The following is a 15,951-nucleotide window of genomic DNA, read 5'->3' on the forward strand; positions in this document are numbered from 1 at the left end:
CCCCTGCTCCCCCTGCTCCCCTACTCCCCTACAATCTTCTCCAACGGCGGCCATCCCTGTTTAGCAGAATTTCCGATTCCACTGGCCCCCAAGTTCCGGCTTCATAGAGCGGGATGGACTCGGCTGGGGCTGGAGCGTCCCAAACGTCTAAAACCGGGGTGAGGGCTTGCCAAGAGGCTTCGACTTCATCCCCTCGGGTAAACAGGGTTTGATCTCCTAACATACAGTCAATCAACAAACGGGCGTAGGCATCTGTATTAGGTTTACCAAAAGCCGTATCATAACGAAAATCCATATCAACGGAACGAGTCCGCAGAGAATTTCCGGGGGTTTTCACCTCAAAGCGCATGGAAATTCCCTCATTCGGTTGAATTCTCAAAACCAAAACGTTCGGGTTAGCCTGTTTTGCCGCCGACTGGAACATTAAAAAGGGTACTTCTTTAAATTGAATGGCAATTTCGGTAACTTTTTTCGGCATTCGTTTTCCGGTTCTCAGATAGAACGGAACGCCTTTCCATCGCCAGTTATCAATATAAAATTTTAAGGCGGCATAGGTTGGGGTGATGGACTCCAGGGCCGCTCCGTCCTCCGAACGATACCCCGGAACCTGTTGGCCATTCATCCAACCGGGGGTATATTGTCCCCGTACCGCAGAATATTCTAAAAAATTAGTATCAGCCAGGTGGGTTGCTTGCACCACCTTAACTTTTTCGTTGCGAATACTATCGGCGTCCAGGGAGTTGGGGGGTTCCATCGCCGTCAGGGAAAATAACTGCATCAGGTGGTTTTGCACCATATCCCGCAGCGCCCCGGAGGTTTCGTAATAGCCCGCCCGTCCTTCTAAACCCACGGTTTCGGCCACGGTAATTTGGACGTGATCGACAAATTGACGGTTCCACAGCGGCTCAAAAATCGCATTACCAAACCGAAATACCATCAGGTTTTGGACGGTTTCTTTCCCCAAATAATGGTCAATCCGATAGACCTGTTCTTCCGAACAAACTTGACGCACCACCCGGTTGAGAATTTGGGCCGAACCTAAATCTCGACCAAAGGGTTTTTCGATGACTAAACGCTGTTTTTTCGGGTCTGGGAGCATTCCGGCTCCACCCAATTGTTGAATGGCTTCTGCAAAAAAACGCGGGGCTACGGATAAATAAAAGACTCGGTTTCCCCGGGTGCGGCGCTGTTCATCAACTTCCTCTAAAAAGGCTTTGAGTTTTTGGTAACTTTCGGGTTCATCCATATTCCCCGAACAATAAAAAATCCCCTGGGCGAAGTCGTCCCAAAGGGCTTGGGAATATAAACCGCCGCCAAATTCTTCGACTCCTTCCCGCAGATGTTCACGGAAGAATTCGTGGCTCCATTCCCGACGGGCAACCCCGACAATGCTGATTTCAGGGGGAAGTTTGCGCTCTAATTTCATCTGATAGAGGGCTGGAACCAATTTCCGTTGGGTTAAGTCTCCCGATGCACCAAAAATTACTAAAATCTGGGCTTCGGGAATTCGATCTTGTTGCAGTCCTACCCGCAAGGGATTTTCAATCAGTGTTACCATGTCTGTTCCTATTAGCTTTCGCTCACTTATCTTTTTGGTGGACTCTAGGGATAAAGTAGCACGTTTATCCCATTGGGTTGGCCAAAAATATTTCCCGATTATTAAAATAATTTTTACTATTGATCGTCTTTAATCTGGGAAAATTTTTGTTTAATTTAAGATTAAGCGGTGCAGGATTTCCACCCCAACCCAAATTAAACTGATGCAAAAATGGAAACGACTCAAATCCTATTTTGTTTTTGATCATCTTTGGTGCAGAATTAGACAGGATAGGGTTGAGTTACCCAATGGAACAATTATTGATGATTTCTTTATTCACATTCGACCGGATATTGCTTTGGTTTTACCCATTACCGAACAACAGGAAATTGTCTTTGTCCGTCAATATCGTCATGGAGTGGAACAAATTTTATTAGAATTACCCGCCGGGGCTTTTAATCCCGAACAGGAAACTCCAGAAGCCGCAGCGTTAAGAGAATTAACCGAAGAAACGGGTTATGTTGCGGAGTCGATAGTTAAACTCGCAACCTTATATGATAATCCGGTTAAAGATACTAATTCTGTGCATTTATTTTTAGCCAATCCGGTTAAACTATTAACTCAAACTTCTTTAGATATTACGGAAGATATTCAAGTAGTTTTGATTCCGATAGATGGGGTGTTAGAAAAAATTCAAGCTGGAGAAATTTGTGTGGCGGGTTCGGTGGTGGCTCTATTTTTGGGTTTAAATTATTTGAAGCAATCATGAGAAAAATACGCTTGTTTATTGCATCGAGTTTAGATGGATATATTGCCAGAACTTCGGGCGAAATCGATTGGTTATTCACCGATGCGGATTATGGTTATACGGAATTTTATGATCAAATTGATACGGTTTTGATGGGTCGTAAAACATATCAGCAAGTTCTAACCTTTGGAGAATATCCCTATCCCGAAAAAAAGGGGTTTGTCTTTTCCAAATCTGAGCAAGGGACAAAAACTAATCATGTAGAATTCATTAGCGGAGATTGTAAAAATTTTATTGAATCCCTCCGTCAATCTCCAGGTCAAGATATTTGGATTGTAGGAGGAGGTCAATTAATCCATGAATTTCTCCGACAAGGTTGGATTGATGAATTAATTTTGTCCATTCACCCCCTGATTTTAGGGAGTGGAATTCCGTTAATAATTTCCGATCCAAATTTAGAAATTTCCCTAGAATTAAAACAGGTAAAAACCTATCCTTCTGGATTATTACAGGTATCTTATGATTTAAATGTTGATCACCATTAACTATCAACTATCTATTAACTATAGCAATCCTAAATAGGTTGTAGTATTTTAATACTAATATGAAACAGCCATAAGTATTATTTCTATTCCCTATTCCCTGTTCCCTGTTCCCTGTTCCCTGTTCCCTGTTCCCTGTTCCCTTTTTATTAGGAACATAGATAAATGTGTGTTTTTGTTGTATTCTCTGGGATGTTCTATCGGTTTACATCCTAGATAACCTATGACTAACCCAGTTCCAAATGAGAATTTAAGTTCTTCATCTAATCGTCGTTCTCCAAATCAAGGAGAACTGATTCCGATTACTTCAATGAAACCCTATTTAGTACAGGAAGCCTATTTAATTCCGGGTATTATCACGGTGGTATTTGTTGTGTTAATGTTTACGTCCGTTGGCATCCCTAATTTATATGAATGGCTGGTAGCAGTTTATATATCGGGGGCTGCATTTTATTTTATCTATCGGTTATGTGGAAAACCCAAACCTTGGTGGGTATTATTCGCTTCGGGCTTAACAACTTGCATCATTTTAACAACTCCGATTCTCAGCCTATTTATTTTTGTATTTCGAGGAATTCTTCCCGGTCAAATTCCCGAATCAGAATCAATTGGTTTTATTAATCTATTTATCAAAATGTTTTTTGGTGCTGGATTAATGGAAGAATTACTCAAAGCATTACCTGTATTTGGTTGTCTTTGGTTAGGATATAAATTACGTTCTCCTAAACGACAACAAGTGGGAGTTTGGGAACCTTTGGATGGAATTTTATTAGGAACAGCATCGGGTGTGGGTTTTACTTTATTTGAAACCCTAGCTCAATATGTACCGGGAACGGTAGAAAATGTGACTGAACTTTTGGGGGAAGGATTACTGGGTTTAGGGGTGGGTTATTTAGCGGGGTTACAATTATTAATTCCCCGGATTTTAGGTTCCATTGCCGGACATATTGCCTACAGTGGTTACTTCGGTTATTTTATTGGTTTAAGTGTTATCTATCCCCGCTCTCGCTGGCAAATTTTAGGCGTGGGTTATCTCACCTCTGCTACCTTACACGCGCTGTGGAATTCAACCGCAGACAGTTTAGTTATTTTAGCAACTGTTGGAGCCATATCCTATGCGTTTTTAATGGCAGCTATTTTGAAAGGGAAAGAAATTTCCCAGCAAATACAGGTCAAAGAATCACCTGAAAATTTGATTTAATTTGATTTAATATCGGATGATTAATTAGACCCCATCAAGTTTTGATTTTGATATAGTAGATGGGGTCTGAATGGATAACCCGATATGGTACAGGCGGGTTGTTTTAGATCTTTTTAATCACCTAAATCTTGATGAACCCAGCCCTACAAATATTAACTAATAACTGTTAACTGATAACTGTTAACTGATGACTGATTATGGTCGGTACATCCACAGGGGTAAACCACTGGTAGATAACTCAAATTCTAGCCAACGGTTAGCCGCAATAATGCTATTTGGAGTTAAATTACTCCCGGTTAATCTACTTAGAAAAGGTTTGGGTTTTTCAAAGGTGAAACACTCGGTTTTCTTGGGATCTAGTTTAACTAATTCTGCCGCCCAACAGCGAGCATCTTCTTCCGTTCCTAAACGGTCTACTATTCCCAATTCCACCGCCTGTTGTCCGGTAAAAATCCGACCATCCGCAAAACTCCTCACGGTGTCATGACTCAAGTTCCGAGACTCAGCCACGGTTTGCACAAATTGTTGATAACTGGTATCAATTAATTCTTGTAAAATATGTTGTTCGGGTTCAGTTAATTCTCGATCAAAAGACAAAATATCTTTATAGGGCCCTGACTTAATTACCTTAAAAGAGACACCAATTTTTTCTAATAAGCGCTCTATATTATTACCTCTTAAAATTACTCCAATACTTCCGGTAATTGTACCTGGGTTAGCCACAATATGTTCGGCTCCCATGCCAATATAAACACCCCCGGAGGCAGAAATATTACCAAAACTCGCCACAATTTTGACTTTTTTCTGTAACCGTTTCAGGGCACTATAAATCTCTTGGGAGTCGCCAACGGTTCCCCCGGGGCTATCAATTCTCAATAATAGGGCGGGAAATTTCCGTTCTTCCACGGTTTTTAGGTCTTCTAACACCCGTTTGCGGGTCTCTGACCCAATGGCGCCATTAATTTCTATGCGGGCGATTTGTTTGCGATATCGAGGTTTAAATGGCCAAATCATGGGTAATGACAGAACTGTATAAAATTAATAATATGATATAAACGACTTAATAAAAGTACATAATTTTCATCCCTCCTAACTCAACCTCAATGGAGAAGCGAATGCAGCAACCCCAAACCCCAGCAAAATTGCCCTTTCAACCCCTATTATTAATTGCTCCCTTCTTCTTTTGGGGGACGGCGATGGTGGCGATGAAGGGACTCCTACCCCAAACCACACCGTTTTTTATGGCGGGAGTCCGGTTAGTTCCCGCAGGGGTTTTGGTCATCTTGGCGGGGATATTGTCGGGACGTCCCCAACCCAAAGGCTGGCAGGCTTGGCTGTGGATCTCAATTTTTGGGTTAGTGGATGCGACCCTATTTCAAGGATTTTTAGCCCAGGGGTTAGTCAGGACTGGGGCCGGGTTAGGATCGGTGATGATCGACTCCCAACCCCTAGCCGTGGCAATTTTATCCTTATGGTTATTTCAAGAAACCATTGGATTTTGGGGCTGGTTAGGGTTAGCTATTGGGATTATTGGAATTAGTTTTATTGGTTTACCCGATGATTGGATTTTAGGGTTACTTAATTCGGAATTATTAACCACTTCTATTGATATTTCTCAACTGTTTAATAGTGGGCAATTATTAATGTTATTAGCCGCCCTTTCTATGGCCGTCGGCACAGTATTAGTGCGGTGGGTTTGTCGCTATGCTGATCCGGTGGTGGGAACGGGATGGCACATGATTATTGGGGGTTTACCCCTATTCGGGTTATCGGCTATTTCAGAAACTCAACAATGGCAAAATATTGATCTTTCCGGTTGGGTCGCCATGGGCTATTCTACGGTGTTTGGCAGTGCCATCTCCTACGGATTATTTTTCTATTTTGCATCTAGTGGAAGCCTGACTAGCCTTAGTTCTCTGACGTTTCTCACCCCCGTTTTTGCCCTCTTATTTGGAAATTTCTTTTTACAAGAAGTCCTCAGTCCGTTACAATCATTGGGTGTCTGTTTGACATTAGTGAGTATCTATTTGGTGAATCAACGGGAAACCTTAGCCGAAAAGTTTAAATTAAAAGGTTCTCAGGATTTCACTCCATCCGAACCCACCCAGGCAAATTCCCTTGAGTTATCTGTAGAAATTCATGAGGTAGAGACTAGCCAAAGCGCCTCTCTACACCCCAAGATGTAGTTAACCCCAAAATTTCTCATGACAATCGGTGCAAATTATTTAGGCAACAACTGCTGTGAATTTCGCGTGTGGTCGCCTTTGCGTCAAAGGGTTGCTGTTAAGATTCTATCCCCCGAAGAACGGTTAATTGATTTAGAACCTGATGAACAAGGATATTGGAGTACAACGGTTGATAATATCCCTCCAGGAAGCCGTTATTTTTATCAATTAGATGGCAATGCTACCCATCCTGATCCCGCTTCCTATTCTCAACCTGATGGAGTTCATCAAGCCTCAGAAGTGATTGATCAAAATAGGTTTGTTTGGCAGGATCACGACTGGAAAAGTATTTCCTTAGATGAATTAATTGTTTATGAACTGCACGTTGGAACCTTTACCCCAGAGGGAACATTTACCGAAATTATTCCCCGAATTTCGGAGTTATTAGAGTTAGGAATTAATGCGATTGAATTAATGCCCATTGGTCAGTTTCCGGGCGAGCGCAATTGGGGTTATGATGGCACCTATCTCTATGCTCCTCAAAATTCCTATGGGGGAGTAGAAGGGTTAAAACAGTTAGTAAATGCTTGCCATCAACAGGGCATGGCGGTGATTTTAGATGTGGTTTATAATCACTTTGGCCCAGAAGGAAATTATATCGCACAATTCGGCCCCTATTTTACAGACTTCTATCGAACTCCTTGGGGTTCAGCGATTAATTATGACCAAGCCTATTGTCAGGGCGTGAGGAATTTTATTATTGAAAATGCCCTCTATTGGTTAAGAGAGTTTCATATTGATGCCCTACGATTGGATGCGGCTGATAATATTTTTGATCTTGGTGCTAAACATATTTTACAGGAATTAGCTGAACAAGTAAATCAACTTTCTCAACAGCAAGGAAGGCAGTTTTATTTAATGGCTGAAACGGATTTAAACGATGCTAAATTAATCCGTTCAAAAGCCGTAGGAGGCTATGGTTTGGATGTGCATTGGTGTGATGATTTTCACCATGCTGTTCATACGCTTTTAACGGGTGAAAATATCGGATACTATCAGGATTATGGGCTCTGTGAACAGTTAGCAAAATCTTACCGAGAAAGCTTTATTTATACTTGGGATTATTCCCCTAACCGTAAACGTTTACATGGACAGTCAGCCGTAGATTGTCCTCCCGATCATTTTTTAGTTTTTAGTCAAAATCATGACCAAATTGGTAATCGTTTATTAGGGGAAAGATTAACGGCTTTAGTCTCCTATAATGCCCTGAAATTAGCGGCTGCAACGGTGTTGTTATCGCCCTATATTCCCCTATTATTTATGGGGGAAGAATATGGAGAACCTGCATATTTTCAATATTTTATTAGTCACTCTGATCCAGATTTAATTGCTGCTGTCCGAAAGGGAAGAAAGCAGGAATTTGAAGCGTTTCATCTGGAGGGAGAAGCCCCCGATCCTCAAAGTCGAGAAACCTTTGAGCAATGTAAGTTAAATTGGCAATTAAAACGGGAAGGCAAACATCAAGTATTATGGGAATTATATCAAAAATTGATTAGATTACGGCGGAATATTCCGGCTTTGAAATTACGCGATCGCACCCATCAAGAAGTCAAGTGCATAGAGGAAAATAAATTATTATATTTCCGCCGTTGGTTTGAAGATCATCAGGTTTTCTGTGTGATGAATTTTAGTAAAAATTCAGTTTCCTATAGTCCTGATTTAGTGGGAAAAAATTGGGAAAAATGCTTTGATTCTAACGATCAAAAATGGCTGGGTTCAGGATCAAATTTACCCCAAAATTTAACTAATTCTGAAGCATTAACCTTAGTTCCCGAAAGTTTTGTTTTATATAAAACTTAATGGTTAGTTTGAGCAATTCTAACGAGATATCTGTCTATTAATTCCTCGAATAATAGCTTGTATTGGCACTTGCCATAAACTTTCTAAACCCCAAATATATTGGAGATAACTGATAAAATTTAATAGGTTAAAATCATCCGTATTGACTGTTCTGGAATACTGGAAATATCTGATTTTTAAACGATCTAATCCTGTATTTTTTTCACCTATTATCATCTGATATTCTTGATCTTCAAATTTAGAAATTGACAAATTTTCGAGATCGGATAAAATTGAGGAGGAGATCGGTAAATTGAGAATTTCCCGTAACTGCATTATTCTCATTTTTAAAAGTAAAATAAAGCGGTATTTTTCAGCTAATCTTAGTAGTCGGTTTCTATCAATTTCAGATGGGTATGACTGAATAGTGATCGCCGCATCAGCTAACCGACTAATAGGCGAAATTGAATTAGTTAATCCTCCAAACACACAGGAATAAAATAATTGGTCAGTTGCACATAACAAATAAACAGGAAAATCGCTGACTTGAGTTAATATTGCACTTTGCCAAAACTCGGTTTCCGCATTTTCATTAAAGCCATCAGCGAAAAGATGCCAGCGCAGACTTAAATATTGCTTAGATTCATTTTCAAATCCAATATAATGACTAAAAGGCACAGTAGGATCATACATTTTTCCTAGGGCTGTCCAACCCAATTTTTGTAATAATTTTGTTGCAGTTAAAACATCTTTTGACTTAATCAAAAAATCGAGATGATTGATTGATCTTAGACTATAATTTTGATAGTAATGCAAATTTAAAGCGGGATCTTTAAGCATCATTATTTTAATATCCGACTCTTGAAAAGAACCTAAAATAGAGCGAATTTTTTGAAACCAAACTTGATTTTCAACCCAGCTACGACGGGAAACCCCCTTGAGTCTACCAATATATGGATCGGTGATATTATGAGCCGATAAATTGCGATAGAGTAACGGTAATAACTGATAGGATTCTTGATCTACATCGTCAATATTGACTAATGTTTTCCATTTTTGCCAGGGATTAATTGCTGCTTCACCTTGTAAAAGTGCGACTTGCAAAAGTAATTGTTGCTCTTGACTGGGATTAAAATTCATGGTTTTATGTCTGATTAATTAAGGCACTTGAATACCGGGAATATTAACTCTAATCCTGTAAATTGAAGTCTTAGCCGTGATATAAAGACTTTGCCCATCTTCATCTCCCCAAGCACAATTTGCGGGTCGTTCTGGAGTGACAATTGTTCCTAAATGATTGCCTTGACAATCAAACACCCACACGCCCCCGGCTCCGGTACAATAGATGTTTCCCTGCACATCAATTTTCATCCCATCCGGTGAACCAGGTTCCTCGATATTCATATCGTGAAAAACACGACTATTAGCCAATGTACCATCAATTTCGACATCAAAAACTCGGATATGACGGCATTGGGAATCATCAATATAAAGCTGTTTTTCATCGGGTGAAAATGCTAGACCATTGGGTTTATAAAAATCATCGGCTAGGAGAATTATTTGATTATGATCCGGCGTAATTAAATAAACTCCTTGGATGGGTTGTTCCTGTTGTTCTGGTTTAATTCCATAGGGAGGATCGGTAAAATAAATTGCACCGTTACTTTTAACAATAACATCATTAGGACTATTAAGTTTTTTGCCTTGAAATTGATCGGCTAAAATAGTAATTGTACCGTCTTTTTCGGTGCGGGTAACTCGGCGTGTACCGTGTTCGCAAGCAATTAATCGTCCCTGTTTATCTCTAGTCAAACCGTTGGAATTATTACTAGGTTCTCTGAAGATAGTTAACTTACCATCAGTAGTCAGTTGGAAAATTTTGTTAGCAGGAATATCGCTAAATAGAAGATAGTTTTCTGCTGCGAACCAAACTGGCCCTTCAGTAAATTGAAATCCGGTTGCTACGCGATCGATCTTTACTTTCTGAGGAAAGAGATTTCTAAACGCTTGAGATTTGGCTTCTAATCGACCCGATGCAGATTTTTTGGGAAAAGTCGAACCGAGTCGTTTTATCTGTTTTTTGACCCATTTGGCGATACTTAACATGATATTTTAGGCAAATAAACAGTGTTTTTATTTAGGTGGATGCTGAAATACACGATAATTGTACAATGACAATCCCCCATCAATTTTAATGATGCTTCCAGTAGTAAACTGGGAAAAATAGTCAGAAGCTAGATAAACAGCCGCTCTACCAATATAACAAGGAGCGATCGAACACTTATGTAATAGGGTATATTCATGATCTAAAGGGTTTCCTTTCTCGTCCTCTGCCACCCAACCGGGAGCAATTCCATTTACTCTGATTCCGTAGGGAGAAAATTCTACCGCTAATTCTTTAATAATCATTCCTAATGCTGCTTTTGAAGAACTATAACTAGGCCAGCGAACAAGTATTTCTTGGTGTATAGAAGTCAGAAAAATAATAGCACCCTGAATAGAATTACTTACCATCATTTTGGCGATAAGTTTGGTGAGGTACATCGGCCCAAATATATTGGTTTGAAAAGTTTTTTGCCATTCTCCCAAATTCAAGTTATTGATCCCAATTGTTTCAAATTGAATGCCTACATTATTGACAAGAATATCAATTATGATTTTATTTTCGTCCAAAATGCTATATAAATAATCAATATCTTCAGGCTTTGATATGTCTGAAACAAAGCTTTTCACCTTAACTGGATAGGTATTTAATTCTTTTTCCAAGTTTAAACATTCTTCCTCCACAATATCGGTAAAAAAAATATTTGCGCCTTGTTTAGCCATTTCAATAGCAATACTTCTGCCAATATTTCTTGCTGCTCCGGTAATCAAGACATTTTTTCCGGCTAAAAGCTGATTATCTAAAACTACCAAAGGCTCTACTGTTTTGACAAAAACTTTTGGTTTGAGAGTAGGCATCGGATTAAGGAAGGCTTTAGATGCAGCTTTGAAACGAGTTTTGATGTTGTTTAGTCGAGTTTTGAAGTTCATGTTAATATTAGCCATCTGTTTAAATATCTTGACCTTTAGCGCGGCGGCGGTCTAGTGATACTTTCAAAATCTGAAGATATTCAGTTTGGTATTCGCGTTGTTTAATTCCCTTATTGGTTTCGTGCAGTCGCCGCTTGGCTACTAATTCGGGTAACATCATCGTCTGGAGTCCTAGCTCTGTAACACGCACCTGCCAACTAGCGAATTCGGCTAATTTCCACTGAGTTTCAAATAAGCCAACTTGAAAAAAAGAATCCCGTTTGATTAGCAATGCTGAAGGAATATGTCCCGGTACTAATTTAGGAGAAACCTGTAGTTTGGCTTTCAGATTCTCGGCCAAGTCTGGACTAATAAACTGTTGAACCTGTCCGTATACGACATCAAGATTGGGGTTATTTGTAAATGCTGCCATTTGGTTGGTTAATTTATCTTCTACCCAAAAGTCATCTGCATCGAGAAAGGCAAAAAAATCGCCTTTGGCTAATTCTATGCCTCGATTACGAGCCGCCGCCGTACCGCTATTGGCTTGAAAACAGTATTGCACTGTAGTACCAAAGCGCTTTGCTATTTCTGCACTGCCATCAGTTGAACCATCGTCTACAACAATAATTTCTAGTGGTTGATAGGTTTGAGCTAGTACGCTTTCGATCGCTTCAGCTAGATACTTTTCACAGTTATAAACTGGAATAATGACACTGACTAAAAAATTATTTTCCATTCGCAGATATCCTGTCACTTAATTGTTAAAATTTGTCGGGGAAATTTGGCTTTTTTTAAGATATTTTTGGAGTGTTAGGAGGCGCACCCAAGTATTCATTAATAGTTGGCATTCCTGGCAATAAACTACTGGGAGACGTTCCTTTTTTTCTGCACCTATCAAGATGTTTTTTGAATATCCTAACGAACCCCAACTCAGTTAAAGTTTTCCCCACGGTCATATTTTCCCGGTGCTTTCGATAAAACAGCGTTACCTGCTTTAAGACAACCTTAGATATACTATTTTCCCAGGCTCTGATAAACCAATCAACATCTTCTGCGTAGCGTAGAGATTCATCAAATAAGCCAATTTTATCAAAAACTAATTTACGATACAATCCGCTCCCTAAGTTAATGTAATTATAGGGATGATACTCTTTTTCAAATATCGCTATATTGTCATTTGTCAAGTGATAATTTTTCAGGTTTTGGATTAATCCTTGGACAATTTCTACTGAGGGATTATCTACTAAGTAATTTACTTGCAGTTTCAGTTTATCATCTGACCATAAATCGTCAACATCCAAGAAGGCAATTACATCCCCATTTGCCATACTTATTCCACGGTTTCGCGCTGCTGCTGGCCCGCTATTTTCCTGATAAATATAGCGGATACTGTCTTTTAATTGGGCAGCTATTTCCGCAGTTTTATCTGTCGAACCATCATCAATTACAATGATTTCTAATGGTTGATAATCCTGATTTTTGACATTTTGAATTGCTTCGGATAGATATTTTTCTCCATTGTAAACGGGGATAATAACGCTAACGAATAATGGTTGATTCTCCATTGTTTATGGCTTTGTAATGAGATCGAAAATTACTTGAGAAATTTGTTCTAAATCAGTACCGAGTTCTAGATAATAACCAGGAACTTTTTGCAAAACTTGCATCATAATTTGACAAGATTCTTTACCAGAACCTGGTAGTTGAATCATGGTACTCGGTACGAGTGAAGCTAAAGCAGCAGCAGCAGAGGTAGCTGTTAAGGAGGTATCTGTTTTACCAGTAATGCGGGGAATTAAAACTGCACGGATGGGGAATTTTATCAATATTTTTTCGGGGAAATGTTCATGGATGAAATAAAGTGCTTTTTCGTCGGAAAGGCGATCGCTATTACTAATAGCCTGGGCCAGAAATGGTAATCTATCCAGATCATCGGCATTTTTTTTGCCCGTGTTGTAGATGCTAAATACCGTCGGGGTTGGTTCGGGGGAGATGAGACTGTAATCGTCGCTGGCATAAAAAAGCTGAGAATTCAGGCAAGTTAACGCTGTTGTCGATTTACCAGAACCTCCTTTTCCGACTAGCAGTACGCCACCTGATGGGAGTCCGACAGCACCAGCATGAACTAGCTGGATGCCGCGCTTACTCATCCAGACGTTTAAAATTGTCCGTAGCGGCGAACCTTTTTCCCAATAAGGAATTTGTTCGGTTGTTTCAACCCAATAAATTCCTAGATTGCGATCGCTATCTAACAGACTAAGCGCAAAAGCACCCCATTGGAAACTGGTATGAATGCGATCGCTATTGTAACCGTGAATTTCTCCGCGCTTGGGATGATGTTGATTCCTCTGCCAAGGTGGAGGTGGCATTACGGTATTTGTCGAGGCGCTATCCCACAAACAAACTGTAAGTGCTGGATCTGAAAAGGGTTCTGTTTCTAAGTGTCCTAAAGCGGGGGTCATGTATGGAATTAACGCTTCCCCTGCAAACCGCAACCGAATTTTAAACCCTGCTATGCAGTAAAAACGGTCAATACAACCCTCAGCAGAAACCTCAGCTTTTTCATATAATTCATAAACAGTATTGAAAAAATCTAAAGGGTCTTTCTGAGCAGTTTGAGCAGAATGATCGGGATTTTCAAATGTATTTGTAAGCATCTGATTTTTGGGATTCAGCGATAATTATAAAAAAATTGGGAGGAAAAACCCCTCCCTTTTTTGAAAGAATTAAGCTTCAACTTTAGCACTCGGCCAACCGATTTGCTCGTCAACTTCATGAATGGGATCTAAAGCCAGTAGTTCTTCCATATCTGTGTATTTTTGTAAGCTGGGAAGTTCAAAGTTCAACTTTTCTTCATTAGGAATGGTTTGAGTTTTATCGTTGTTTTGGCTTTCTACCGCATCTTTTGTATTGACAACAATCAGTTCTTCCTGCTGTAATTGTTCGATAAAATTGTTAACAGCATTTTCAATAACGGTGTGCTCACCCTCATAGTGCTGAATGATTTCTGATACAATATCGCCTCTCGAAAGACCTCTAATCAAACCGTCCCAAATATCTGCACCGACTTTAACTAAACTAAAATAATCTCCCTGCTCCAAGTTGACGACGACAACTTCACCATCAATGCTTTCATGAACAACTTTCGGAGTATTGGCATTAAATTTTTCGCCTGGATTTATCATTTCTGATCTGGTTTTTAGGTGGATTAACTCATTGATATTTAACTATCTTAATCATAGTCTTTCCTTAGATAGATGTCAAGTTCATTTAAGGTAAATTTTAGATTCGATTCGCAAAAAAATATTGTTTATTTTGACTGAATTTAAAAAAGCCAAATGCTTACCCTCCTTTAAATAGTTAAAGGAGCAAAATTCCTATTTTAAGAAGTTGGTAGATGATACACAAATAGCTTTTAGGAAATTGAAGCAATGTTCAGTTATTTCTTAACTCTTTTGACGACCTGCTCTATTATTAACCGCAGGGGTCGCAGTAGATAGTAAATAAAAGCGGGAAATTTTGCTAAGGGAAGTACCAACCAATCGGTCGTTGTTGGTGTCATTGCAACCTTCAAAAAGTATCGCACCCGATCTTGAAATTGTTCTCTTACTTTGAGATGAAAGCGGGTCGTTGAACCATCTTTAAACGAACTATCGACTTGAGAACAAAGCTGCTTGTATACTTGATCAGCTAGGGATTCAACCTCTGGATCGGCTTGTATTTTTTGCAGAATATCCTGGGGTAGAATTGTTCCTAAAAGATTATGGGCAAGTATTAGACCTAAAAATAGCATTCGTTGACCGCCTTTCTGAGTCGCTTTCTCAATTAATTTTGACCAATCTAATTGGGGATGAGAGCGAATATATTCAGCTAAATCACAGATGCGAGCCAGTTGTGTCCAACACTCTTTAGTTCCGTGTCCTGTAATTGCTAATACTGCATTTTCTGGTGCTAAATTCGGTATAGTTTTTCCAGCAATAACAACAGAATCTAAGTTTTCCCATAACCCCTGATCATCAATAGGAAAAGAAAAATACTTCGGCATAATTCCCCAGTGAAGTTCTACCAATATTTCTTTCTGGGGGTGAAGAAATGGATAGGCAGCTTCGCGGACAAATTGATAGATTTGATCCGATTGCAAAAACACTTTTTCCTGTTCCGGTGTTAACTCAACACGCTCAATTTTCATCCCATATCCCTCAGATAAAAACAGCGCCTTTGACCGTTCAATATCTTGAGAATGAATGAGAATATCTAAATCGCTGAACTGTCGCAGCAGCAAATTACCATAGGCAGAAGCAGCTAAAACAGGCCCCTTAAAAGGAAGAATTGGGATTCCTTGTATTTCAAACAAATTCAACAATCTGACCAGTTCACCACTCAATAATAGGCTTTTACGGGTATTAAACTGAAACTCTATTTTTAACTTTTTTAAAGTTAGTTTGGGAACCATTTCAGGACAAATCGCGTTCAGATTCGAGTATAAAAGTGGCATCACCTTATGTTGATTTGCCATTTGTATCAACTCAGCCCAATCTATATTTTCTTGTAGTAGATTTTTCAGTCGCTGTCTGCTTTCGGTGTCTACCTGAGTGTTAGCACAAATTAGCAATATTTCTAATTCTGGCGAAATTTGCACCAACGAAGACCAACTAGATGATTTTAGTAACATTTGGCTCCACTTGTCTGGCTATAAATTGATTAATAACTTCAGGTTATTGGTTAACCCAAGTTACGAGTAATAACTATGCGGATATTCCCTGATTAGAATATAACCCAATTAGTGCTGAGATTATCTCTAATATGACAAGCCTGAAAAAATCCCATAATATTTGAGATTTATCAGCCCAAACAACATCTTCAATCTTTAGATAGATAACACCAATCAAAAATCCAGGTTAAAA

Annotated in this window: 15 protein-coding genes; 5 read left to right on the plus strand and 10 right to left on the minus strand. The window is 39.4% G+C overall.

Annotated elements, in window-relative coordinates:
• Nucleotides 1-28 precede the first annotated feature (28 nt).
• Nucleotides 29-1,558, minus strand: a complete 1,530-nt coding sequence (gene zwf / locus PL9631_RS15955) for a glucose-6-phosphate dehydrogenase (RefSeq protein WP_083621794.1) — start codon at nucleotides 1,556-1,558, stop codon at nucleotides 29-31.
• 202 nt (nucleotides 1,559-1,760) lie between these two features.
• On the opposite strand from zwf, the gene PL9631_RS15960 reads away from it, so the two are divergent.
• The 3 genes from PL9631_RS15960 to PL9631_RS15970 all read left to right on the plus strand — a co-directional run bounded on the left by PL9631_RS15960 (nucleotide 1,761) and on the right by PL9631_RS15970 (nucleotide 4,028).
• A complete protein-coding gene (locus tag PL9631_RS15960) occupies nucleotides 1,761-2,306 on the plus strand; it encodes an NUDIX hydrolase (RefSeq protein ID WP_083621796.1) in 546 nt (181 codons plus the stop codon).
• The gene (locus PL9631_RS15965; RefSeq protein ID WP_083621798.1) at nucleotides 2,303-2,830 is read left to right on the plus strand and encodes a dihydrofolate reductase family protein; all 528 of its coding nucleotides are present in this window, start codon (nucleotides 2,303-2,305) and stop codon (nucleotides 2,828-2,830) included. The genes PL9631_RS15960 and PL9631_RS15965 overlap by 4 nt, the downstream gene beginning before the upstream one ends.
• Before the next feature lie 220 nt (nucleotides 2,831-3,050).
• On the plus strand, nucleotides 3,051-4,028 hold the full coding sequence (locus tag PL9631_RS15970; RefSeq protein WP_083621800.1) for a PrsW family intramembrane metalloprotease: 978 nt from the start codon (nucleotides 3,051-3,053) through the stop codon (nucleotides 4,026-4,028).
• Between the two features lie 195 nt (nucleotides 4,029-4,223).
• Here the strand turns inward: PL9631_RS15970 and sppA are convergent, their stop codons facing one another.
• On the minus strand, nucleotides 4,224-5,042 hold the full coding sequence (gene sppA / locus PL9631_RS15975; protein ID WP_083621802.1) for a signal peptide peptidase SppA: 819 nt from the start codon (nucleotides 5,040-5,042) through the stop codon (nucleotides 4,224-4,226).
• 101 nt (nucleotides 5,043-5,143) lie between these two features.
• On the opposite strand from sppA, the gene PL9631_RS15980 reads away from it, so the two are divergent.
• Complete coding sequence (locus tag PL9631_RS15980; protein WP_083621804.1) at nucleotides 5,144-6,214, plus strand: DMT family transporter; 1,071 nt, start codon at nucleotides 5,144-5,146, stop codon at nucleotides 6,212-6,214.
• 18 nt (nucleotides 6,215-6,232) lie between these two features.
• Nucleotides 6,233-8,053, plus strand: a complete 1,821-nt coding sequence (treZ, locus tag PL9631_RS15985; protein WP_083621806.1) for a malto-oligosyltrehalose trehalohydrolase — start codon at nucleotides 6,233-6,235, stop codon at nucleotides 8,051-8,053.
• An 18-nt stretch (nucleotides 8,054-8,071) separates the two neighbouring features.
• Here treZ and PL9631_RS15990 read toward each other — a convergent pair whose 3' ends face one another.
• The 8 genes from PL9631_RS15990 to PL9631_RS16025 form a co-directional block, all read right to left on the minus strand.
• Nucleotides 8,072-9,172, minus strand: coding sequence for a nucleotidyltransferase family protein (locus PL9631_RS15990; RefSeq protein ID WP_083621808.1), 1,101 nt, complete (start codon nucleotides 9,170-9,172; stop codon nucleotides 8,072-8,074).
• A gap of 18 nt (nucleotides 9,173-9,190) precedes the next feature.
• Nucleotides 9,191-10,138 (minus strand): SMP-30/gluconolactonase/LRE family protein, encoded by a 948-nt coding sequence (locus tag PL9631_RS15995; RefSeq protein WP_083621810.1) that lies wholly within the window; start codon nucleotides 10,136-10,138, stop codon nucleotides 9,191-9,193.
• A 27-nt stretch (nucleotides 10,139-10,165) separates the two neighbouring features.
• The gene (locus PL9631_RS16000) at nucleotides 10,166-11,080 is read right to left on the minus strand and encodes an SDR family NAD(P)-dependent oxidoreductase (RefSeq protein WP_083621811.1); all 915 of its coding nucleotides are present in this window, start codon (nucleotides 11,078-11,080) and stop codon (nucleotides 10,166-10,168) included.
• A 4-nt stretch (nucleotides 11,081-11,084) separates the two neighbouring features.
• Nucleotides 11,085-11,783, minus strand: coding sequence for a glycosyltransferase family 2 protein (locus tag PL9631_RS16005; RefSeq protein ID WP_083621813.1), 699 nt, complete (start codon nucleotides 11,781-11,783; stop codon nucleotides 11,085-11,087).
• A 55-nt stretch (nucleotides 11,784-11,838) separates the two neighbouring features.
• Nucleotides 11,839-12,612, minus strand: a complete 774-nt coding sequence (locus PL9631_RS16010; protein ID WP_083621815.1) for a glycosyltransferase family 2 protein — start codon at nucleotides 12,610-12,612, stop codon at nucleotides 11,839-11,841.
• Nucleotides 12,613-12,615: 3 nt separating this feature from the next.
• Nucleotides 12,616-13,704 carry a hypothetical protein gene (locus tag PL9631_RS16015; protein ID WP_083621817.1) on the minus strand — a complete coding sequence of 363 codons (1,089 nt, stop codon included), beginning with the start codon at nucleotides 13,702-13,704 and terminating at the stop codon, nucleotides 12,616-12,618.
• 69 nt (nucleotides 13,705-13,773) lie between these two features.
• The gene (locus PL9631_RS16020) at nucleotides 13,774-14,232 is read right to left on the minus strand and encodes a PqqD family protein (RefSeq protein ID WP_083621819.1); all 459 of its coding nucleotides are present in this window, start codon (nucleotides 14,230-14,232) and stop codon (nucleotides 13,774-13,776) included.
• 254 nt (nucleotides 14,233-14,486) lie between these two features.
• Nucleotides 14,487-15,719: a nucleotidyltransferase domain-containing protein gene (locus PL9631_RS16025; protein ID WP_083621821.1), complete on the minus strand. Its 1,233-nt coding sequence runs from the start codon at nucleotides 15,717-15,719 to the stop codon at nucleotides 14,487-14,489.
• Between the last annotated feature and the right edge of the window lie 232 nt (nucleotides 15,720-15,951).

Origin of the sequence: Planktothrix paucivesiculata PCC 9631 (genome assembly GCF_900009265.2) — a bacterium.
Classification (GTDB): domain Bacteria; phylum Cyanobacteriota; class Cyanobacteriia; order Cyanobacteriales; family Microcoleaceae; genus Planktothrix; species Planktothrix paucivesiculata.